Raw genomic sequence first — 21,280 nt, 5'->3', positions numbered from 1 at the left:
ATTCTCTCCGCCACGTTGGTTGTGCGGGAGTATGATCGAATATCTTATTAAAAAAGCAAATCCGACCATCGATCGCGTCGATCATGCCATGCTGAATTATTCATTGGCACCTCCCTCTTCCTGCTGTCATGGATAGGGTCCGCAGGGGGCCGGAACCGGTTTCCTGTCTCAATTACCGCTACATGCAAGGAGCATTCCGATGCTGACAGTAGGCGACAAGTTTCCAAGCTTCGATCTGACCGCCGTTCCGGGTGGCCCGGAAGGTCTGGAGGGCAAGTTTGTCCAGATTTCCGACACGTCCAATGCCGGCAAGTGGAAGATCGTTTTCTTCTGGCCGAAGGACTTCACCTTCGTCTGCCCGACCGAGATCGTGGCGTTCGGCAAGCTGGCCAAGGACTTCGCTGATCGTGATGCCGTGGTCTACGGCGCGTCCATCGATAGCGAATTCGTTCACCTGAACTGGCGTCTGCACCATGAGGACCTCAAGAAGCTTGAGATTCCCATGCTGTCCGACATCAAGCGCGAGCTGTCCGAGGCTCTGGGCATCATTGCCAAGGACGCAGGCGTCGATCTGCGCGCCACCTTCATCGTCGATCCGCACGGCATCATCCGTCACGTGTCGGTCAACGATCTCTCGGTGGGCCGTAACCCGCAGGAAATCGTGCGTATCCTCGACGGTCTGCAAAGCGATGAGCTGTGCCCGTGCAACTGGAAGAAGGGCGACGCTTTCCTTCAGGGCTGATCGCACGACCGGGAATCGTGGTGTCCGCCCTTGCGCGGACGCCACGTCCCTTCCCTTCCCTTCCCTTAACCCCTTACCCACCGAAATTTCCACCGAGGCCAAACACGATGTCGATTGACGCACTCAAGGACCGCATTCCCGATTTCGCAAAGGACTTGCGCCTCAATCTGAGCAGCCTCGCCTCCGACATCACACTTGATGAACAGAAGCTGGCCGGAACATTCGTCGCCAGCGCCATCGCCTGCCGCAACGCAGAACTGACCCGCGATATTCTCGACGAATTCGGCGGCAAGCTCTCACCTGAAGCGCTCAACGCCGCCAAGGCCGCCGCTGCGATCATGGGCATGAACAACATCTATTATCGCTTCACGCATATGGTGGGTGGCGACTACACGCAGATGCCCGCAAAGCTTCGCATGAGTGTGATCGCCCGTCCCGGCGTGGACAAGGTGGACTTCGAACTTTGGTCGCTTGCCGTCTCCGCCATCAACGGCTGTGAGATGTGCGTGCAAAGCCACGAGCGCGCGGTTCGTGAAGGCGGTCTGTCGAGCGAACAGGTCCAGACTGCCGTGCGCATCGCTGCGACACTTCATGGTGTTGCCGCTGCACTAGAAGCCGCTCCTGCGAACTGAGCCTTAAAAGCCCCTGTGGTCTGGCGGCACGACAGGCTGGCCGCTCAGACCACGGGGTTGTTTTCGTTGAAATCCTCTTGTGGGAACGCTTGGAACACCAAGGTGAAGTCAGGCTACCCTTACCCCTCACACAATCGTTGAAGCGAAGCCACGCACAAGCGCCTTCCACATTTCTGGCAACATGTTGATCTTCCTAATATTTCCGTCAAATTTCACGCCTTCGGACCAAAACGTGCGTTTTTTTCGCCAGACGGTGTTGCAAGCTGTGAAAACCCGAGTATAAAGCCCCTCAACAGCGGCACGGAACACCGGGTCACTGAAAAAAGCGGGTGTAGCTCAGTTGGTTAGAGCGCCGGCCTGTCACGCCGGAGGTCGCGGGTTCGAGCCCCGTCACTCGCGCCACTTTTCCTAAAAAAAGTAGCGCTGTTTGAACCACAGGGTCTTTTTCTGGACCTGTTCGATGGTTCATCAGGACTTGCGCATATAGGCGCCAAAAAGCGCGAAAACCACGATGGTTTCCGCGCTATCTGTGTATCAGGACTCTGGTGCCAGAAGTTTTGGGAACAGCCGGTCGAACCGCGCCTGATCCTCGGCACGCATCCGCACAGTGACGACGATACGCATTTCGTCATCCTGACGCTCCAGCACTTCCCCATGCTCATACAGCCACGCCATGGCATCCCCTTTCTCCACAGGGATGTCATACCGAGCGGTCACCATGGATTCGGTCAGATGGGCATCAATTGCCGCCAGAAGTTCCGGCAGTCCGTCTCCCGTAATTGCTGAGATGGCCACCGTGTTTTCACGCACAGGCACGTTTTCCGGACCACCGAGCAGATCAGCCTTGTTAAGAACCTCGATCACCCGGTCGCGCCAATGAGCGTCCAGCATGTGATCGCGTTCCATATCACCCAGAACGGACAACACATCGGCTCTCTGTGCCGCCGTATCGGGATGCGCCACGTCACGCACATGCAGGATGATGTCTGCTTCCGCCACTTCTTCCAGCGTTGCCCGAAAGGCCGCGATCAGTTCCGTCGGCAGATCGCTGATGAACCCCACCGTATCGGACAGGATCACCTTTCGTCCGGACGGCAGCTCAATCGCCCGCATGGTGGGATCGAGCGTGGCGAACAACTGATCCTGCGCATAGACGCTCGCGCCGGTCAGAGCATTGAACAGGGTGGACTTGCCCGCGTTCGTGTAGCCCACAAGCGCCACAATCGGGAACGGCACCCGCTTGCGGGCGCTGCGATGCAGTCCGCGTGTGCGACGGACCTGCTCAAGCTCTTTTTTCAGCCGAACAATGCGATCACCGATCATCCGGCGATCCGCCTCGATCTGCGTCTCGCCCGGGCCACCAAGGAAGCCGAAGCCACCGCGCTGACGTTCCAGATGGGTCCACAGACGCACCAGACGCGAACGCTGGTATTCCAGATGCGCCAACTCGACCTGAAGCGACCCCTCACGGGTTGCAGCGCGCGCGCCGAAGATGTCGAGAATCAACCCCGTCCGGTCGATCACCTTGCAGCCGAGAGCTTTCTCCAGATTGCGCTGCTGGCCGGGAGACAGCCGGGCGTCAATGACCACGACCTTGACCTCTTCCCGCGCCACGGCTTCACGCAGAGAGTCGACCTGCCCGGCCCCAAGCAGGGTCGCAGGACGGCGGGAACGCAGCAGCAGCACGGCATTGAGCACCACAACCAGCCCGATGGAAGAGGTCAGCCCGATCGCTTCCTCCAGTCGCGCGTCAGCGGCGCGGGCATCCTGATCGCGATCAGGCTTTTCCCATGGGAGGATGACAGCGGCGCGGGTGGCCGGGGTGGCTGTTTCAGTAGATGTCGTCGGCAAGAGTTTCGTCGCTCTCCGCTTGAAGGGTCGCCTCGCGCTCCGCGCCGGACGTCACGCCCGCACTCCCGTTGGGAGCCTCGAAGACATTGACGGGCACGAGGGGCATGACAGTGCTGATGGCATGTTTGTAGACAAGCTGGGTGTGGCCGTCGCGTCGCAGGAGGACGGTTTCGTCGTCGAACCAGCTTATGACGCCCTGAAGTTTGACGCCGTTGACGAGGAAAATCGTGACCGGCGCCTTCCCGCGCCTCACATGGCCAAGGAAGACGTCCTGGACGTTCTGGGTCGGTGTCTTTGCCACGATGCAGTCCTGTTTCTTGTTCGTTCTTGTTCTTCCGCCCGTAATCAAAGGTGCGTCAGGGCGGCAGACCGCCTGTGCCCCGGTTCGGAACAGGTTTGATGGCGATCATGCCACAATCGCGCATGTAAGGAATACAGGCGCGCGTATCAATTTCAGGCTGTGCATCACGCATACCAGATGACAGCAGAAACAGAACGCCTCTTCACGTTGTGGCACGATCCTCCGACGTGACGCCAAGCTGCTTGAGCTTGCGATGCAGCGCGCTGCGTTCCATGCCGACAAATCCCGCCGTACGGCTGATATTGCCTCCAAAACGCAGAAGCTGTGCCTGCAGATACTGCGTCTCGAACAGATCCCGCGCTTCGCGGAGCGGCAGGCTCATGATGTCGGCATTGGAATCGAACTTCAGGAGCGCCGGAGCGCCTTCGCTGATCTGGGGCGGCAGCATGTCGGCGCGGATCGGATCGGTGCCGCTGCCGGGCATCATGATGAGCAGACGTTCCATCAGATTGCGCAGTTCGCGCGCATTGCCCGGCCAGTCATAAGCCTGCAGCGCTGCCATCGCATCGGCGCTGAGTTCGCGCACCGGCAACCCGGCCGTCTCGGCAGCTCGGCGCAGGAACATGCGGGCCAATTCGGGAATATCCTCGCGCCGCTCGCGCAGACTGGGAATCCGCAGAGGCACGACGGCCAGCCGATAATAAAGATCCTCACGGAAACGGCCTGCCGCGATCTCGGCCTGAAGATCCTGATTGGTCGTGGAGATGACGCGAATGTCCACCTTCACCCGTGTGGACCCACCGATCCGCTCGAAGCTCTGATCCTGAAGCGCGCGGACAATCTTGCCCTGAGTCTCCAGCGGCATGTCCGAGACCTCATCGAGCAGCAATGTGCCGCCATGAGCGCGTTCCAGCACGCCAATGCGACGCGGAATGCCCTCCGCCCCTTCCAGCCCGAACAGTTCCTCCTCGAACCGACCCGGTGCCAGTGTCGCACAGTTCAGGGCGATAAAGGGACCATCCGCACGGCGCGATCGCGCATGGATCATGCGGGCCGCGACTTCCTTGCCTGCCCCCGGCGCGCCGGTGATGAGCACACGCGAACCGGTCGGCGCCACGCGCTCGATCTGGGCACGGACATTGGCAATCGTGCCGCTCTCACCGAACAGGGTGCTCTCGGGCCCGGCGCGCAGCCGCAATTCCGCGTTCTCACGTTCCAGACGCGACGCTTCCAGCGCACGACGAACCACGACCAGCAGACGGTCGGACTGAAAGGGCTTCTCGATGAAGTCGTAAGCGCCATGCTGTAATGCGCTCACGGCGGTTTCGATCGTGCCATGCCCCGAAATCATCACAACCGGGACAGTCGGATCCTCGACCTGCATGGTCTTGAGCACATCCAGCCCGTCAAGCTTCGAGCCCTGCAACCAGATATCCTGAATAACCAGCGAAGGCCGGCGCGCGCGAAAAGCCGCCAATGCCGCTTCGGAATCGCCCGCAACGCGTGTCTCGTATCCTTCGTCGTGAAGGATGCCTTCGATCAGCATGCGGATATCCGGTTCGTCATCGACGATCAGGATTTCATACGCCATCGTCTTCCTTCTGCACTCCGGCCTTGATCGACAGGTTGAGGATCACCTCGGTGCCTGTCCCGTCGGGACGATCCCTGAGTTCCACTGTCCCTTCATGGTCTTCCATGATTTTCCTGACAATGGCCAGCCCCAGACCCGTCCCCCGAGGTTTGTGCGTAACGTAGGGCTCGGTCAACCTGTCGCGGTCTTCTCCCGGCAGTCCAACTCCGTCATCCGTGACGATAATCCGCGCGCGCGCGCCGTCATGCCGCACCTCCACGCGGATATGTCCACCCGCCTTTCCATTCTCTTCCTCACCGTTCCCCTGCCCCAGTCGCCCGGTCATGGCGATGGCATCCGCAGCATTCTGCAAAAGATTGGTCAGAGCCTGACCGAGCTGCCGACGATCGCACGACAGCCGGAGTCCCTCTTCGGGCAGAACCACATCGTAGAAAATATCCGGGTGCGCGCCTTTTTGAAGCACCAGCGCGTCACGCACGATCTCGTTGAGGTTCTCCTCCGCCATGCGCGGCTGCGGCATGCGGGCAAACGCGGAGAACTCGTCCACCATGCGACCGATATCGCCCACCTGCCGGACAATGGTGTCCGCGCACTGCCTGAACGTGTCTGGATCGGTGGTGATCTCACGCAGGAACCGCCTCTTGAGCCGCTCGGCGGCGAGCTGGATGGGTGTGAGGGGATTTTTGATCTCGTGCGCAATACGGCGTGCCACATCCGCCCATGCTGCCTTGCGCTGGGCCGCCTGAAGAGCGGTGATGTCATCGAACGTGACGACATAACCCTCCGTCACATTATTGCGAAGTTCGACCGCTGCCCGCACGAACAGCACGCGACGGCTGCCCGGCTCACCGATCTGCACCTCACGGGTCAGAGCCCGATCCGTCCCGTCGCACAATGGCGCAAGCATTGGGGCAAACTCGGGGATCACCTCAGCCAGCGGCACCCCGACCTCCAGAGTAAGATCCTTCCCCAAAAGCTCACACGCCGCCCGATTGGGAAGTTCGATGCGCGCCAGTGAGTCCAGCCCGATCACACCGGCCGAAACACCCGAGAGCACGGCCTCCGTGAACCGTCGCCGCTCGTTGATCTGCGCATAGGCCTCCATCAGCTTGGTGCGCTGAGTGGCCAGTTCATCCGTCATAAGATTGAAGGCATGCGAGAGATTACGGATCTCATCGTCGCGTCCAACCTCCGGCACACGCACGGCAAGGTCGCCTTCACTGACGCGACGCGATGCGTCCATGAGTAATCCCAGAGGACGGGCGATCTGGGTGGCGAGCGCCAGCCCCATTAGCACGGCGGCGAGCAACACCAGCAAGGCCACAAGCGCGAAAATCATCACGAAGGTGGTCTGGATCTTCGTACGGTTGTGATCGAGGCGCCTGTAATCCGCGACGACCTTCTCGGTCTTGCGCATATGCCCCAGAATCTCGGGATCAACCGGACGAGTGATGACCAGCATCATCTCCGGTGTTTCCCCCAGCGCCACGACAGCGCGCACCACTTTCTCGTCGGGGCTGTCATAGATCGCCACGTCATTAGTCCGCGCCATCATCGTGGCGGCTGGCGGCGGCAGAGGCTGTTCATAGCCTGAACGACTGAGCAGACCGCCTGTGGCGATTACGCGGTTGGTGATGGGATCATACACCACAGCTTCCGTCAGGCCGCGGATCGTGGCCTGACTGTCGAGCATCTGCCCGAGCGTGTCCGGATCATGCAGCAGATCGGTGCCGTTGACCTGAAGCTCGTTCTCCGCGCTGACCAGATAGTTCGACAGGGAAAAGGCCTCGGTGCGGATGTTGGCGTTGTGCTCGCTCAGATACCCGCGCGATGCTTCCAGCGCCTCGTTCAGCGCCGTATTCACCCGATCCGAGAACCATATCTGGATGCCGTAATCGAAAAACAGAGTAGCGAAGATGCCCACCACAATGGTCGGCGCCACCGCGACAAGGCCAAAGAGCCGCACAAGCCGCACATGCAGCCGCGCACCCGCCCCCTCTCCCGACTGCCGCTCATTGATGAGTCGCCGCACACGCAGGCCGCTTGTCAACGCCAGCAACGCCAGCGCCAGCCCTCCCAGCACAAAGACAGCGTTTTGTATGTGAGGGTGATGGGCCAGCGCCGCGCCTCCTGAAAGCACGACGAACATTGCAAACACCAGCATGAGCGCTAGCGCCGCGAGCGTGACCCACACACCACGCAACTCGAGGAAGTGCTTCACGCTTCCCTTCTTTTCCACAGGCTGATCCGAGGAGTTCATGGTCCCTTGCCCAAGGGAATGTCCAACTCACGGATCTTCTTGCGCAACGTGTTGCGGTTCAATCCCAGAATGGCAGCTGCACGGATCTGGTTGCCCCGCGTGGCCTCCAGCACGACACGCAATAGAGGACGCTCCACTTCCGCAATGATGTGCTCATGCAGGGCCGTGTGCAGCCCATCACCGTGCTCATCCCCCATGGCAAGATAACGCCGGATATGACGTGTCACCACGTCTGCTAACGATTCCTCTTCCCGTGGGCCACCCGTTCCCGTCGTTTCAGGCTGCGCACCGGCCAGTTCCGCCTCGATCAGCGCAGCCGTCACACTCTCTTGGGGATGAAGCGCCACAATGCGCTGCATGAGATTGGCAAGCTCGCGCACATTGCCCGGCCAGCGCCACGACTGAAGCCGATCGAGAGCATCCGGTGTCAAGGTCTTGGAAGTGTGCCCCTCCTCCTGCGCTTCATCGAGGAAATGACGGGCGAGCAGCGGAATATCCTCCACCCGATCACGCAGAGGCGGAACACGGATGGGCACGACATCGAGCCGATAGAACAGATCCTCACGGAACGTACCGGCAGCAATCGCCTGACGCAGATCCTTCTGAGTGGCGGCAATGATCCGCACATTGGCGCGAATCGCGCGACGGCCGCCCGTGACAGTGAATTCGCCATCCTGAAGCACGCGCAGAAGCCGTATCTGCGCCTCGGGCGGCATGTCCCCTACCTCATCGAGAAACAAGGTGCCACCCGCCGCCTGCTCGAAGCGACCGGAAACGCGACCGCCTCCGCTTTCCTGTCCAAACAGTTCCGTCTCGATGCGATCCTTGGGAATGGCGGCCAGATTGACGGCTACGAAAGGCCCGGTGCGGCGATGTCCGTAATCGTGCAGCGCCCGCGCCACCAGTTCCTTGCCCGTTCCACTCTCACCCGTAATCATGACGGTCAGATCGGACGTCGTGAGGCGGGCGATAACGCGGTAGATGTCTTGCATGGGCACCGAACGGCCCAGAAGCGGCATGCGCTCTTCGGGCGCGGGCTCACCGCCTTCTTCAAAGGTAAGGACTGGCTCCTCGAGCGCCCGCTCCACCACGGCCAGCAGTTCAGTGAGATCGAAGGGCTTTGGCAGATATTCGAACGCGCCGCGCTGGGTGGCTTTTACGGCCGTCACAAGCGTTGACTGGGCGCTCATCACGATCACACGCAGATCGGGACGGAAGGTTCGGATACGCTGGAGCAGATCGAGCCCGTTTTCCTCGGGCATCACCACATCGGTGATGACCAGATCGCCCTCTCCTGCCTCCACCCACTGCCACAGTGTGGAAGCGCTGGGCGTAGTCCGCACCTCGTATCCGTTTCGACCTAGCGCCTGTCCGAGAACCGTGCGGATGGACCGATCATCATCGGCGACCAGAACAACGGGGGCGCTCATGGCGCCTGCACATCCCGCCTGCTCGCTCCAGCCCGTTTACTCGCCATGTTCACGCTCACGCCGCCCAGCATCCGTCACCACGGGAAGAAGAAGGCTCACCTCGGTGCATCCGCGACGACTTTCGACTTCGATTATTCCCCCATGATCGTTGATGATCTTGCCGGCTAGAGCAAGCCCGAGCCCTGAACCCGAGGTCTTGGTGGTCAGAAATGGCTCGAACAGATGGGGCCGGATGGCCTCAGGAATACCCGGTCCCGTATCCCTCACCGTAACCACCAGAGGCAGATGCCTACGCTCTGGAGAACCGGGAAGAGCCAGCCGCACGCCCTGCCTGTAGGCGGTCTGGAGAGTGATGGTCCCCGATCGCCCGGATTCCACAATGGCCTCGGCCGCGTTTTTCACCAGATTGAGAAGCACCTGCACGAGCTCGTCGCGGTTGACCCACACATGGGGCAAGGAAGGGTCATACCGCTCGACAATCGGTATCCCTGCGGCAAAGCCTTTTTCCGCGAGCTTTCGCACATGCTCGAGAATCTGGTGGATGTTGACCGGCCGCCGGCCGACCGGCTTTTCCCCGAACATTTCCATTCGCTCGACCAGAGCACGAATGCGGTCGGCTTCATCACGAATGAGAACCGCCAATTCCCGGTCCGCCTCACTAACGGAGCTTTCCAGAAGCTGGGCCGCACCGCGTATGCCCGACAGCGGGTTCTTCACTTCATGCGCCAGAACGGCCGCCATTCCTGACACGCTCCGGGCCGCGGAGCGGAACGTCAGTTGCCGGTCGAGCGCACGAGTGGACGAAAAATCCTGAAAAACCAGCATTACCCGATCGGGCCATTCCGGGACCGCGCAGGCATGAACGCAGATATCTTCATGATGAAAACGGGGAGAGGTCAGCTCTACGTCATGCTCCGTCACCATGACACCGCTGCGACGGACCTGCGCGATCAGGGGAAAAAGCGGATGATCCGCAGGAAGCAGTGTCCCCAGATGCTCCTGACAAAGAAGAGCCCGCGAGCGGGCAAAGAACATCTCGGCTGCGTTGTTGACCCCCAGAATGGCGTCGTCTTTTCCCATTACCATGATGGGAACCGGCAAGGTGTCCAGCAGCAATGCCGCATCCGGAGCGACCGCTTCATTGGCCGACCGGTTCTTCATCCGGCCTGCGCCCGCCACTGCCTGCTCATGCCGCCTGAAGACCATCCGTGCAGCAATCTGTCATCACGTTCTCGGACGACGCCATCTGCCCCTCGCGGGAACGGCGGGGCGTATGACTGGCACCACGGGCGATCTGCTCATCATAAAACGTATTGATGGACGCAATCACGGCCTTCGCATCGTCCATTCGCGTGATGGAAGCACGGAAACCCGCCGAATCCGGCAGTCCAGCCGAGTACCACGCAACATGCTTGCGAGCGAGCCGCAGCCCCGGCTGTTCACCGAAATGGCGCAGCATCATGTCGTAATGCTCAAGCACAATGCCGCGTTCTGTCTCAAGGTCAGGCTCTGGCGGGGCAATCCCTGTCCGAAGATAGGCTGCCACATGACCGGGAAACCATGGCCGCCCATAACAACCGCGCCCGATCATCACCCCATTTGCGCCCGACTGCTCAAGCGCCGTGCGTGCGTCTTCCTTGGTGATGATGTCACCATTGACGATGACGGGAATGTCCACAGCCTCTTTCACCCGCCGCACGAAACGCCAGTCGGCGACGCCATTGTAGAACTGCTGACGGGTGCGGCCATGCACTGTCACCATACGGATTCCGCAGTCCTGCGCGATGCGAGCAAGTGAAGGCGCGTTGAGATGCTCATGGTCCCAGCCCATACGCATTTTGAGCGTGACCGGCACGTCCACAGCTTTGACGGTCGCTTCAAGCAACCGCGCGGCCATCACCTCATCCCGCATGAGAGCGGAGCCGGCCTGCTGGCCCACCGCCACCTTGCGCACAGGGCAGCCAAAATTGATGTCCACGATATTTGCGCCATGCGCGACGGCAATGCGGGCGGCCTCGGCCATCGCTTCGGGTTCACAGCCCGCAAGCTGGATAGAGTTCGGCCCCTCGCCGTCTGCTACCTCCGCCATACGGAGCGTGGCGGCGTTCTCACGCACCATCGCCCACGATGCGATCATCTCCGAGACGACCAGCCCCGCACCCAAGTTGCGCGCAAGCCTACGGAACGGCAGATCCGTCACACCGGCCATGGGAGCAAGGATCACCGGGGTGTCGAGCACCACACCACCGAGGTCGATGGGAGCCAGCCTTAAGGGAGATATCTTTGTCGTGTCCATGTTCTGCATGATGCTTCGGTCTTAATCCGACAGACATCACCGTTCAATCAATGAGTGTGGATATCTCCAACAAAACGCTGCTTCCGTTCGACATGACACAAAGTCTTAGCTCCACCCCATATTCACGATAAAATTCACCGAAAGGCTCACTGAAATTATTTACAAAATCATATCTTACTGGACGCATCCTCAAGCATTCGCGCGGAATATCAAAGAAACACCGAAAAGGATATGCCCCACGCCTTCAGATGTGTTCAAGCATCGACACAGTTGCGACGACACCCCACCGCTTGAGATCAACCGCCGTGCGGCAGAACAAATAGATCAGGTGACAACGGTCTTCCGCCCTTCAGATCGCTCAGCATCACCTGCGTATGGTGCCCCTGAGCATCGGTAACGATCCACCCCCGCAGGGCCACGGGCTGGGCAGAGAAGATCATTTCAAGCGTCCCCTCTCCCGGTGACGCCGTGCGCACAACGGCAACACGTAATATGCCGTCTTCATGCCGAAAATCGGTCACGGTCACATCTCCCGACAGAGAAAGATGTTCCGCCAGCAACAGTCCAAGCGGTGTCCGTTCAAGTGGCATTTCGGTGGTCTGATCGAGCTCCGAATCCCGAAAGACAACCTTTCCATCATTGGCCACAAGAAGAAGTGGGCTTGGCTTGTCATATTCAAAGCGCATGCGACCGGGCCGCGCCAACCAGACACGCCCCGTCGTGCGCTGCCCATCAGGAGCAACCTGCTGGAAACGTCCCTCAAGTGTCGTAACGCCATTCATGGCGTCCTGCACCCGCGCGACCCATCCCTGATCGGCTGGCGTCAGCACGGTTTCGGCGTGACCGGCCACAGACATCGTCACACCCGTCAGGAACAGGCCACTCATAACGACGAACGAACGCAAGAACATGCTTTCACCTGCTGACAAGACGTAACGCCAGACGACCTCAGCGGCCCGTCATAATCCGTTCCACAAGTTGTTTGACCGTGGGTACAAAACCGTTCGAATAGAACGGGTCCGTGGCGAAACGCCACGCATTCGTGCCGCCAAACATCAGATTGTGGTCCGCGATCTCTTCCTCATCCGGACCATGCGCGTGCGCGATGTTCTGCAACGTTTTCTGAATGCAGAACGACCTGGGATCAGCCCTGTGGCCGTTGCTGTATTCGGGAGGCCTCTGGCTCCAGTTGGAAAACCGACATTCCGAGAGACAGCCCATGCAGGCAACCTGATCCGCCACGATCTCGCGTGCGCGCTCCGGCGTTACGAAGATCAGCGTGGAATCCTGTGTGCGCATGGCGTCCGTGAAACCATCGGCCTCCCACGCACGAATACGCAGCAGATCCGCTTCCGTCACAAAGACTTCGCGCTTACGTGCGCCCACACCATAGCTCGCCACCAGTTCGCCGAGAGGCTCTGGCGAGAACGCCACCTGCCGCTCCGAACGCTCACGCAGTTCCTGAAGGAAACTGTTGTTCACAGCAGAAGAATAAAAGCCCGTCGGTGAGAAGCGGTTCAGATAGACGTCGCCCTTTTTCAACGTGCGCAGACGCGCCTTCCATGCTTCAGGAATAGGGCTTTCCGTCGTAAGCAGAGGACGCGTGCCAAACTGGAAAACGATTGGCCCCAGTTCAGGATTGTCGATCCAGTCCTGCCATTCTTCCAGCCACCACACACCACCGGCCATGATGATCGGCGTATCGCCCAGCCCGAAGGTCCGCATCAGCTTACGCAGAGCCGCCACACGGGGATACGGATCTTCCGGCGCCAGCGGATTTTCGGTGTTGGACAGGCCGTTATGTCCGCCCGCGCGCCACGGGTCTTCATACACCACGCCCCCAAGCAACTCGGAGCTCTTGCTGTAGGCGCGCTTCCACAGCGCATTGAACGCGCGTGCCGACGACACGATCGGGTAATAGTAAACGCCGAAACGGGTTGCGATCTCGGACAGACGGTAAGGCATACCCGCGCCACAGGTCAGTCCCTGGATCAGCCCTTTAGCCCCTTCCAGAACACCCGTGATGACCTGCTCAGCACCGCCCATTTCCCACAGGATGTTGGCGTGGATACGTCCTTTGCCGCCTGCACGCTCATGCGCGATCCGCGCCTGAGCGATGCCGCCCCGGATCGCGTAGTCGATCAGTTCTTCGTGCCGTTCCCGTCGGGTCTTGCCCCTGTAGATCTGCGGCACGACATTGCCGTTCTCATCGTAGCTGTCGGCATTGACGATGGAGATAGTGCCCGCACCACCAGCCTCGGCCCAGGCGCCGGCCGACTCACCGGTAGAGACGGACACACCCTTCCCGCCCTCGACCAGCGGCAGAATCTCCGCTCCGCCCAACCTAACTGCGTTGATCGCCTTCATGCCTGTCTCATCGTCGTTTCTGTTCATACCAGATGCGGTCATCCGCACCGGGATCATTGCCAGAGGCTGCGCCATACGCAGGCGGGCGCCGTGACCACTCCGTCACGGCGCCCGCCCCACCAACTGCCCGTCGTCAAACGATGTCAGTCCTCGCGGCGCGGAGCGCGAGCGGGCTTCTCTCCCACCTCGGAGGTGATGTCGGCACCCGTGGCCTGATCCACAACCCGCATGGAGAGCTTCACCTTGCCGCGATCATCGAAACCGATGACCTTGACCTTCACGGCATCGCCCTGCTTGACCACATCCGTCGTGCGACCGACGCGGCCCTGCGCCAATTCCGAGATGTGAACCAGCCCGTCACGCGCACCAAGGAAGTTTACGAAAGCTCCGAAATCCGCCGTCTTGACGACTTTGCCGTCATAGATACGGCCAATCTCCGGCTCCGCCACGATCCCATTGATGCGCGAAATGGCCTTCTGCGCCTGGTCGTCGGACATCGCAGCGATCGTGATCGTGCCATCGTCCCCGATATCCACCTTGGCGCCGGAATATTCCACGATCTCACGGATGACCTTGCCACCGGAGCCGATCACATCGCGGATCTTCTCCTTGGGCACGCTCATGGTCGTGATCTTCGGTGCCGTCGCCGACACGTCCGAACGTCCTTCCGTCAGCGCCTTGCTCATCTCACCGAGAATGTGCAGACGGCCACCACGCGCCTGCTCAAGCGCGATTTCCATGATCTCCGGCGTGATGGACGTGATCTTGATGTCCATCTGCAACGCAGTGACACCCTTTTCGGTTCCCGCCACCTTGAAGTCCATGTCGCCGAGGTGATCCTCGTCACCAAGGATATCGGACAGCACGGCGTAGCCACGGTCTTCCTTGATAAGGCCCATGGCGATACCCGCCACCGGGCGCTTCAGCGGAACACCCGCATCCATCAGCGCCAGCGAAGAACCGCAGACCGTCGCCATGGAGGACGAACCGTTGCTCTCCGTGATCTCGGAGACCACGCGCATGGTGTAGGGGAACTCGGCCTTTGTCGGCAGAAGCGGATGAATGGCGCGCCATGCCAGCTTACCATGACCGATCTCACGACGTCCCGGCGAACCGGTGCGACCGCACTCACCCACCGAGAACGGAGGGAAATTGTAGTGCAGCAGGAAGTTGGTGCGATATTCGCCTTCCAGCGCATCGATCACCTGCTCGTCCTGACCAGTGCCGAGCGTTGCGATCACCAGCGCCTGTGTCTCACCGCGCGTGAACAAGGCCGAACCATGCGCACGCGGCAGGATACCGACCTCGGACACGATGGGACGAACCGTCGTCAGGTCACGCCCGTCGATGCGCAGACCTGTATCGAGGATCGCGCCACGCACGATATCGGCCTCAAGCTCCTTGAGCATCGGCTTGGCCGCCTCGGCGTCCAGATCAGCGGCCGTCAGCTTGTCGAGAACCGTCTTCTTAGCAGCAGCGAGCTTCTCGTAACGCGCCTGCTTGGCCTTTTCCTTGTAAGCTGCGGTGAACAGCTTGCGGCCCAGAGTATCGACCTTCTTGCGAAGCGCGATGGCCTCCTTGCTCGGACCTTCGAGTTCCCACGGCGCTTTCGCCGCATGCTCGGCCAGCGCGATGATGGCGTCGAGAACCGGCTGGAACGCCTTGTGGCCGAAGTTCACGGCACCAAGCATGGTGGCTTCGGAAAGCTCGGACGCCTCCGATTCCACCATCAGCACGCCTTCCGCCGTGCCGGCAACCACGAGGTCAAGTTCGCTTTCCTTCACCTCGTCGATGGTCGGGTTCAGGATGTATTCGCCATCCTTGTAACCGACACGCGCCGCACCGACGGGGCCAAAGAACGGAATGCCGGAGAGCGTCAGAGCCGCCGAAGCACCGATCAGAGCCGGAACCGCCGGATCGTTTTCCATGTCGTGGCTCAGAACGGTCGTGATGACCTGAACTTCGTTACGGAAGCCTTCGGGGAACAGCGGACGGATCGGACGATCGATCAGACGCGAGTTGAGCGTCTCGATTTCGGAAGGACGCCCTTCACGCTTGAAGAAGCCGCCGGGAATCTTGCCCGCAGCATAGGCTTTTTCCTGATAATTGACGGTCAGCGGGAAGAAGTCCTGCCCCGGCTTGACGGTCTTGGCGCCAACCGCGGTGCAAAGCACCACCGTCTCGCCATAGGTCACAACAACTGCGCCATCCGCCTGACGAGCGATCTTGCCCGTCTCCAGAATCAGCGGGCGACCGCCCCATTCGATTTCCTTGCGGAAGTAGTTGAACATTCAGTCGAACCTTACTTCAGGCCGAACGGAGGAGCCTCGCCTTCTCTCAGAAACAGACAAATCCGTTCAGGAGAGTGGACGACCCGAATGCGGACAGCGTCTCGGACGGCATGGTGGCTGGCGCAAAACGCCAGGACGCCATGTGGCCTGAAACGCCGTAACGGATCGAACCCTTGCGACGGCCGGTTCGGCGCGGATGAACCCGGAATCCGGGCATGAAAAACCCGAGACCCCGCAAAGCGGTGCCTCGGGCGATCCCATACAGGATTATCGGCGCAGGTAAAACAGCGGATACGCCACCCTACACCCGACCTGTCATGCTCAGCGACGCAGACCCAGACGTCCGATCAGCGTCTCGTAGCGCTGCTGGCTCTTGCGCTTGAGGTAGTCGAGCAGGCCACGGCGGTTACCCACCATCACCAGCAGACCACGACGCGAGTGGAAGTCCTTCGCGTGCGTCTTCAGATGCTCGGTCAGGTTGTTGATGCGCTCCGTAAGGATAGCAACCTGCACTTCAGGCGAACCCGTATCGGTCGGATTCGTGCGGTATTCCTCAATCAGCGCCGTACGGCGCTCAGCTGTGATCGACATCGTCGTCTCCCAGAATTCAAAGCAAACGAACGGGCCTCAGCCATCCTTCCTCAAGGCGGCAGAGCCCCAGCACATGCTCCCCGTCCATCGCACGGACAATTCCATCAGCGCCCGTTTCCGGGATGCGACCGACGAAATCCAGCAGACCAAGAGCCTGCCCGTGCTGCAGGAGAACCGCTTCGTCCGGGGTCAGGGCCAGCGCCGGGATGTCGGCCAGCGCGGTCGCGACCGGACGCAGAAGTTCCGGTGAAGCGGGGCCTTCTTCGGCGCTTGCGGCCAGCTTGTCCAGCGAAATCGCATCCGCTTCCGTGAAAGGCCCCACCCTGAGCCGCCGCAGTACGGCGATATGCCCGAGCGTCCCGCAGGCCAGTGCCACATCGCGCGCCAGCGAGCGCATATAAACGCCCTTGCCGGACTCGACTTCGAACACGGCGTGATCCGCATCCGGGCGCTCGATCAGCTCGAACCGATCCACCCGTGCAGGACGCGGCGGCAGTTCGGGAGGACGACCATCACGCGCCATGTCGTAGGCCCGCTCGCCCGCCACCTTGAGAGCGGAAAAGACGGGGGGCACTTGCATGATGTCACCCGTTAGTCCCACCGTCGCCGCGCGCAATTGCTCATCCGTCGGCCGCACATCGGAGATGGCCGTCACGGCGCCATCGGCGTCATCGCTATCGCGCGCCTCTCCCATCCGCAGGGTGAAGCGATACCGTTTCGTGCCGTCCATGATGTAAGGCACGGTCTTGGTGGCCGCCCCCAGAGCGATCGGCAGAAGACCGGTTGCCAAGGGGTCCAGCGTCCCCCCATGCCCTACCTTTTGCGCGTTAAATGCCCGCTTGACGATGGCAACGACGGCCGTGGATGTAATGCCTGTCGGCTTGTCGATGACGAGCCACCCATCCAGCGGCCGTCCCTTCCGAACCCGATTGCGCGCCATTTCACCCCCAGCCCCTGAACCCGATGCGCGGACGGATGCCCGTGCGAAGGCGGCGGTCTAGCGAACGGGGCGGCGTCGGGCAATGCTCATCCGCACGGGAAGAGCCCATCGCATCAGGTAGCGATGGGCACCCGGAAGCAGGCCATGGCGTGACTGCGCAAGGCGCGACAGGCTGCGGCCGCATCCTCCGCCCCAAGCCCCACAAGCCGTGCACGATAAAGAGGCGCCGCACTGGACGGCACACGCATCACCAACGGACTGGCACTCAGCGGGCCTATGATGGCGCGCGCCTGAGCAAGCGCCATACGAGCCTCCCCGCCAGACGAAAAGGCCCCGACCTGCACGGCCCACGAACCTCCCGTCCCTCGCACAGAAGCGCTCGTCATTGCAGGAGCGTAAGACACTTGCGTGACCGGGACATGATGACCGACCGGCTCCACGTAACTCGCCAGCTCAGTCGGGAGAGGTGCCGGCTGCGGCGCCGGCAAAGGCTGAGCGGACGCCACCGCAATCGTAGGCTGAGGTGGCGGCAAAGGAGCCGGATCCGCATGCGGAACATCGCGATCCACCAGACAGGCGGACGGATCATAGGCAGCGTCCACGTTTCTCAGGCACCCATCCGCTGTCCGGGAAAGAGCCGCGGTCTCGACAGGTGCGACAGAAGCCGTCGGGACAGTAGGAACGCGCTGCGATGCACTGGCCACCGTGACAGGCGTCGCCCCCACAGCCGGGACTGCATCGCCAAGATGCGGGGAGATGGACGCGACGTAATTGACCGTCTCATCCGGCAGTGGCGTTCCCGCCTGAAGATACTGCTCCAGCCGCCCCGGTCCGGCGTTATAGGCCGCCAGAAAACCCGGCGAGCCAAAACGATCGTAGAGCTGCCGGATATAACCAGATCCTGCTGTGATGTTGTCATGCGGTTCGTACGGATCGTTGCCCAGTCCATACTGCGCCGCCAAAGAAGACCATGTGGACGGCATGAGCTGCATCAGCCCGATCGCCCCTGCCCCCGAGCGGGTCAGGCGACCGTTACGATATTCCTTGCCGCCCGATTCCTGATTCATCACGGCCCGAATCCACTGTTCGGGCAACTGGAATCGACCAGAGGCTTCCCGAACATAGGGTCCCCACGGATCGCTGGTGGTGCCAGGAGGCGTATAATTCCCACGCCCCCATTGAGAAGGGTCACCTCCGGGTCGGGATGTCGCGCTGCATGCGGCCAGTGCCAGCAGCCCCCCAACACTCAGAATCCGAAGGACACGACGCTCCCCGCTGCGGCACATCTTGCATTGCTCTCCATCAAGGCACCCGAACTCAGGATCCGGCCTGCCGTTTTTGCCATGGCATGAAAAAATCAAGGCAGAAAAACGGCATGCAAGGCAGTTTCGCCACTTTTCCCCAACATCCGGTTGACGCCACGGACCTGAACTGGCATGTGCCCTGCCCTCGGGATGCGTGCGGTCGTTTGTGCCCACACACTGTGCATCCCTGCGGGAAATCTTCTCCCGCCCTCGACCACGATCGACAGGTTCAACATGGCCCAGCCTGAACTCGGTTCCAAGCGCGTTTGCGTCTCTTGCGGTGCGCGTTTCTATGACCTCAATAAGGAGCCGGCCGTCTGCCCGAAATGCGGCGCCGACCAGCCTGCCGAGGTTCCCCGTCTCAAGCGCACGGGGGATATTCCCTCGCCTGCGCCCGTGAAGGCGCCCAAACCGACCGAAGAGAGCGATGATGACATCGATCTCGACACCGGTGATGACGATGACGACGACGCCATCGAGGACACCGCCGATCTGGACGACGATGCCGATGACATCAGTTCGGACATCGACGTTCCGTCCGAAAAGGACGAGCACGACTCCTGAGGAGCTATGCTGCGGGGATCTCTGATCCCCGCGTCTTTGCAGGTTTTCTCATTTTACCGGGAAAAATTATTCCCGCTGTCAGTCCCGCTCGATAGTGCATTGCAGAGGATGTTGGTTCTGCCGTGCCAGATCCATGACGAGCGCGACCTTGCTCTCGGCCACCTCATAGGTGAACACGCCGCAGACCCCTACCCCCTTCTTGTGCACATGCAGCATGATGCTGGTCGCCTCTTCGCGGGTCTTATTGAAGAACCGCTCCAGCACATGCACGACAAACTCCATCGGCGTGTAATCGTCGTTGAGCATAAGCACTTTGTACATTGACGGTTTGCGCGTCTTCGTCGTTGTCCTTACCAGAACACCGACGTCATCGCCGCCGTCTTCGGGCTTTTCCGTCATGACAACCCGCCTGACATCTCTGTGGCTCGCTGGCCAAAAGCCAGCCGAGCCGCCCATTGCTTCTGTCCAATCGCGTGACTTCATGAGGTCTCTGTAAACCCCCGACCCGGTCAAGGGAACAGGAATTCGGGCACAACCCCATGCGTCTTGGGCGTCATTGTGTCTCCAATTCCCCACAGTTGAGAAGTCGTGAAGAGGCTTCCCGCATTTCTCACCCCTCCCATCCGTATTTTTGTCATCTTGTTAGCCACTTTTAGCCTAGACGGTCGAATCGGCACTGCTAAGGTTCGAGTGCCCGGCTCACAGGATTCTCGTACTGATCGCCATGATGAATGATCTGCCCCCCACACCGTCAGCATTCGGTAAACGCGACGGGATCGAGACCGGTCGGCCCTCCTTCAGCAATCGTTTCATGCGGCGACTGGCTGTCGGAACAGCTTTTCTGTCCGCTCTTCTGAGCGTTCCGGCCGCGCACGCCCAGTATGTAGGCCGCATCAGCGCTTTCGTGACCGATGCCCGTAGCGGCGCCGTGATGGCCCAGATCAATCCGGATCTGCAGCGCTATCCAGCGAGTCTTACCAAGCTGATGACGCTCTATATGACGTTCAGCGCTCTACGTTCAGGTCAGATTTCCCTTGATCAGGCGGTTCCCGTCTCCGTTCGCGCCGCAACTCGCGAACCGTCGAAACTTGGACTGGTGCCCGGTTCCTACATCACTGTCGAACAGGCCATTCTGGGGCTGGTCACCAAATCGGCCAATGACGCAGCCTGCGCACTGGGTGAACTCGTGGGCGGCGATGAAGATCGATTCGCAACCATGATGACGGCTCAGGCGCATGCGCTGGGAATGAGTTCCACGACGTTTCGCAACGCGTCCGGACTTCCCAACCCCGATCAGGTGACGACAGCACGGGATCTGGCGACACTCGGACGACGTCTCATCAACGATTTTCCGGAAGATTATCACTATTTTTCCGTGCCGCTGTTCTATTTCCACGGACGCGAAATCCCCAATCATAACCCCATGCTGCGCTTTTATCCCGGAGCGGATGGTATGAAGACGGGATATACGGCGCAGGCAGGCCTCAATCTCGTAAGCTCCGCCGCGCGCGATAATGTGCGACTGGTGGGCGTAGTGATGGGCGCGCGCTCCAATGCGGAACGCACGCGCACAATGGCGGCCCTTCTGGATCAGGGCTTTCAGGACGAAGGTGTGGCGCCCGTTTCGCGGCCACAAGTTCCTCTCATCATCGCCCGGGCAGGCAGCGCGTCCGCACGGCGACAAGGTTTTCGCATGATGGTGGCAAGCGGACGAACGGGCAATCTGTCGGCGGCCTCTCGCCAACACCTGAAGAAACTGGGCATGATTCATTATGTGCTGGCGCGTGCGCCGTTGAATCGCCGTCTTAAGGTAACCGGGCTGCACAAGGCCAAAGCGGCTGCGCATTCAACGCATCGTTCCAAGACCTAATGATCTTGAGTTGCTGTTGCGAAATCAGGCTTTTTGACGCATAAGCCTGCTACCGGATGGGTGGCCGAGCGGTTGAAGGCTCCAGTCTTGAAAACTGGCGTGCGGGTAACCGTACCGTGGGTTCGAATCCCACCCCATCCGCCAAAAGATTCTCCTCATAAATTTTGATTGTTCCAGAACCCTTGATCTTCCGGGATTTTTGGCATTTTCTTGCGTCCACAGCGTTCCAGTTTTGTTCTAACCGACCCAC

Annotated in this window: 19 protein-coding genes and 2 tRNA genes; 6 read left to right on the top strand and 15 right to left on the bottom strand. The window is 60.5% G+C overall.

Annotated features, from left to right (window positions below; all coding sequences use genetic code 11):
• Positions 1-199 precede the first annotated feature (199 nt).
• The 3 genes from KUA11_RS13360 to KUA11_RS13350 all read left to right on the top strand — a co-directional run bounded on the left by KUA11_RS13360 (position 200) and on the right by KUA11_RS13350 (position 1,776).
• The gene (locus tag KUA11_RS13360) at positions 200-742 is read left to right on the top strand and encodes a peroxiredoxin (protein WP_217411117.1); all 543 of its coding nucleotides are present in this window, start codon (positions 200-202) and stop codon (positions 740-742) included.
• Between the two features lie 107 nt (positions 743-849).
• On the top strand, positions 850-1,374 hold the full coding sequence (ahpD, locus tag KUA11_RS13355; RefSeq protein ID WP_217411115.1) for an alkylhydroperoxidase, AhpD family: 525 nt from the start codon (positions 850-852) through the stop codon (positions 1,372-1,374).
• A gap of 325 nt (positions 1,375-1,699) precedes the next feature.
• Positions 1,700-1,776: transfer RNA gene (locus KUA11_RS13350), tRNA-Asp, on the top strand.
• Between the two features lie 132 nt (positions 1,777-1,908).
• On the opposite strand, the gene hflX is transcribed toward KUA11_RS13350, so the two are convergent.
• From hflX to KUA11_RS13280, 14 genes are all read right to left on the bottom strand, one after another.
• On the bottom strand, positions 1,909-3,225 hold the full coding sequence (hflX, locus tag KUA11_RS13345) for a GTPase HflX (RefSeq protein ID WP_217411113.1): 1,317 nt from the start codon (positions 3,223-3,225) through the stop codon (positions 1,909-1,911).
• Entirely contained in the window at positions 3,206-3,526 is a 321-nt protein-coding gene (hfq, locus tag KUA11_RS13340) for an RNA chaperone Hfq (protein WP_217411111.1), read from the bottom strand. Before hfq ends, hflX begins: the two co-directional genes overlap by 20 nt.
• 202 nt (positions 3,527-3,728) lie before the next feature.
• Entirely contained in the window at positions 3,729-5,117 is a 1,389-nt protein-coding gene (gene ntrX, locus KUA11_RS13335) for a nitrogen assimilation response regulator NtrX (protein WP_166313245.1), read from the bottom strand.
• Positions 5,107-7,377 carry a sensor histidine kinase NtrY-like gene (locus KUA11_RS13330; protein WP_217411109.1) on the bottom strand — a complete coding sequence of 757 codons (2,271 nt, stop codon included), beginning with the start codon at positions 7,375-7,377 and terminating at the stop codon, positions 5,107-5,109. Before KUA11_RS13330 ends, ntrX begins: the two co-directional genes overlap by 11 nt.
• Complete coding sequence (ntrC, locus tag KUA11_RS13325; protein ID WP_217411107.1) at positions 7,374-8,807, bottom strand: nitrogen regulation protein NR(I); 1,434 nt, start codon at positions 8,805-8,807, stop codon at positions 7,374-7,376. The genes KUA11_RS13330 and ntrC overlap by 4 nt, the downstream gene beginning before the upstream one ends.
• 36 nt (positions 8,808-8,843) lie before the next feature.
• Entirely contained in the window at positions 8,844-9,968 is a 1,125-nt protein-coding gene (locus tag KUA11_RS13320; RefSeq protein WP_217411151.1) for a two-component system sensor histidine kinase NtrB, read from the bottom strand.
• A gap of 25 nt (positions 9,969-9,993) precedes the next feature.
• Positions 9,994-11,103: a tRNA dihydrouridine synthase DusB gene (gene dusB / locus KUA11_RS13315; RefSeq protein ID WP_217411105.1), complete on the bottom strand. Its 1,110-nt coding sequence runs from the start codon at positions 11,101-11,103 to the stop codon at positions 9,994-9,996.
• A 296-nt stretch (positions 11,104-11,399) separates the two neighbouring features.
• The gene (locus KUA11_RS13310) at positions 11,400-12,014 is read right to left on the bottom strand and encodes a LolA family protein (RefSeq protein WP_217411103.1); all 615 of its coding nucleotides are present in this window, start codon (positions 12,012-12,014) and stop codon (positions 11,400-11,402) included.
• Between the two features lie 37 nt (positions 12,015-12,051).
• On the bottom strand, positions 12,052-13,470 hold the full coding sequence (locus KUA11_RS13305; RefSeq protein WP_217411149.1) for an NAD(P)H-dependent flavin oxidoreductase: 1,419 nt from the start codon (positions 13,468-13,470) through the stop codon (positions 12,052-12,054).
• A gap of 143 nt (positions 13,471-13,613) precedes the next feature.
• Positions 13,614-15,761: a polyribonucleotide nucleotidyltransferase gene (gene pnp, locus KUA11_RS13300; protein ID WP_217411101.1), complete on the bottom strand. Its 2,148-nt coding sequence runs from the start codon at positions 15,759-15,761 to the stop codon at positions 13,614-13,616.
• A 46-nt stretch (positions 15,762-15,807) separates the two neighbouring features.
• Positions 15,808-15,978 (bottom strand): hypothetical protein, encoded by a 171-nt coding sequence (locus KUA11_RS13295; RefSeq protein ID WP_217411099.1) that lies wholly within the window; start codon positions 15,976-15,978, stop codon positions 15,808-15,810.
• Between the two features lie 104 nt (positions 15,979-16,082).
• Positions 16,083-16,352: a 30S ribosomal protein S15 gene (rpsO, locus tag KUA11_RS13290; protein ID WP_166313238.1), complete on the bottom strand. Its 270-nt coding sequence runs from the start codon at positions 16,350-16,352 to the stop codon at positions 16,083-16,085.
• Between the two features lie 16 nt (positions 16,353-16,368).
• Positions 16,369-17,292: a tRNA pseudouridine(55) synthase TruB gene (gene truB, locus KUA11_RS13285; protein WP_217411097.1), complete on the bottom strand. Its 924-nt coding sequence runs from the start codon at positions 17,290-17,292 to the stop codon at positions 16,369-16,371.
• Positions 17,293-17,405: 113 nt separating this feature from the next.
• Entirely contained in the window at positions 17,406-18,578 is a 1,173-nt protein-coding gene (locus KUA11_RS13280; RefSeq protein ID WP_254454933.1) for a lytic transglycosylase domain-containing protein, read from the bottom strand.
• 252 nt (positions 18,579-18,830) lie between these two features.
• Between KUA11_RS13280 and KUA11_RS13275 the strand changes: the two genes are divergently transcribed.
• Positions 18,831-19,160, top strand: a complete 330-nt coding sequence (locus tag KUA11_RS13275; protein WP_217411145.1) for a TIGR02300 family protein — start codon at positions 18,831-18,833, stop codon at positions 19,158-19,160.
• A 78-nt stretch (positions 19,161-19,238) separates the two neighbouring features.
• On the opposite strand, the gene clpS is transcribed toward KUA11_RS13275, so the two are convergent.
• On the bottom strand, positions 19,239-19,559 hold the full coding sequence (gene clpS, locus KUA11_RS13270) for an ATP-dependent Clp protease adapter ClpS (RefSeq protein WP_166313235.1): 321 nt from the start codon (positions 19,557-19,559) through the stop codon (positions 19,239-19,241).
• 412 nt (positions 19,560-19,971) lie between these two features.
• Between clpS and KUA11_RS13265 the strand changes: the two genes are divergently transcribed.
• Positions 19,972-21,030 (top strand): D-alanyl-D-alanine carboxypeptidase family protein, encoded by a 1,059-nt coding sequence (locus KUA11_RS13265; protein ID WP_217411143.1) that lies wholly within the window; start codon positions 19,972-19,974, stop codon positions 21,028-21,030.
• Positions 21,031-21,084: 54 nt separating this feature from the next.
• Positions 21,085-21,174, top strand: a tRNA-Ser gene (locus KUA11_RS13260).
• The last annotated feature ends 106 nt before the right edge of the window (positions 21,175-21,280 follow it).

Origin of the sequence: Acetobacter estunensis, assembly GCF_019083805.1 — a bacterium.
Lineage (GTDB): Bacteria > Pseudomonadota > Alphaproteobacteria > Acetobacterales > Acetobacteraceae > Acetobacter > Acetobacter estunensis_A.
The sequence above is the reverse complement of the archived record's forward strand: the minus strand, read 5'-3'. Positions and strand labels throughout refer to the sequence as shown.

Bases quoted from the DNA above. Each gene is read 5' to 3' on its own strand.
- KUA11_RS13360 (WP_217411117.1), top strand. From the start codon at position 200: ATGCTGACAGTAGGCGACAAGTTTCCAAGCTTCGATCTGACCGCCGTT.
- ahpD (WP_217411115.1), top strand. From the start codon at position 850: ATGTCGATTGACGCACTCAAGGACCGCATTCCCGATTTCGCAAAGGAC.
- ntrX (WP_166313245.1), bottom strand. From the start codon at position 5,117: ATGGCGTATGAAATCCTGATCGTCGATGACGAACCGGATATCCGCATG.
- KUA11_RS13330 (WP_217411109.1), bottom strand. From the start codon at position 7,377: ATGAACTCCTCGGATCAGCCTGTGGAAAAGAAGGGAAGCGTGAAGCAC.
- ntrC (WP_217411107.1), bottom strand. From the start codon at position 8,807: ATGAGCGCCCCCGTTGTTCTGGTCGCCGATGATGATCGGTCCATCCGC.
- KUA11_RS13320 (WP_217411151.1), bottom strand. From the start codon at position 9,968: ATGAAGAACCGGTCGGCCAATGAAGCGGTCGCTCCGGATGCGGCATTG.
- dusB (WP_217411105.1), bottom strand. From the start codon at position 11,103: ATGGACACGACAAAGATATCTCCCTTAAGGCTGGCTCCCATCGACCTC.
- KUA11_RS13310 (WP_217411103.1), bottom strand. From the start codon at position 12,014: ATGTTCTTGCGTTCGTTCGTCGTTATGAGTGGCCTGTTCCTGACGGGT.
- KUA11_RS13305 (WP_217411149.1), bottom strand. From the start codon at position 13,470: ATGAAGGCGATCAACGCAGTTAGGTTGGGCGGAGCGGAGATTCTGCCG.
- pnp (WP_217411101.1), bottom strand. From the start codon at position 15,761: ATGTTCAACTACTTCCGCAAGGAAATCGAATGGGGCGGTCGCCCGCTG.
- KUA11_RS13295 (WP_217411099.1), bottom strand. From the start codon at position 15,978: ATGCCCGGATTCCGGGTTCATCCGCGCCGAACCGGCCGTCGCAAGGGT.
- rpsO (WP_166313238.1), bottom strand. From the start codon at position 16,352: ATGTCGATCACAGCTGAGCGCCGTACGGCGCTGATTGAGGAATACCGC.
- truB (WP_217411097.1), bottom strand. From the start codon at position 17,292: ATGGCGCGCAATCGGGTTCGGAAGGGACGGCCGCTGGATGGGTGGCTC.
- KUA11_RS13280 (WP_254454933.1), bottom strand. From the start codon at position 18,578: ATGTGCCGCAGCGGGGAGCGTCGTGTCCTTCGGATTCTGAGTGTTGGG.
- KUA11_RS13275 (WP_217411145.1), top strand. From the start codon at position 18,831: ATGGCCCAGCCTGAACTCGGTTCCAAGCGCGTTTGCGTCTCTTGCGGT.
- clpS (WP_166313235.1), bottom strand. From the start codon at position 19,559: ATGACGGAAAAGCCCGAAGACGGCGGCGATGACGTCGGTGTTCTGGTA.
- KUA11_RS13265 (WP_217411143.1), top strand. From the start codon at position 19,972: ATGCGGCGACTGGCTGTCGGAACAGCTTTTCTGTCCGCTCTTCTGAGC.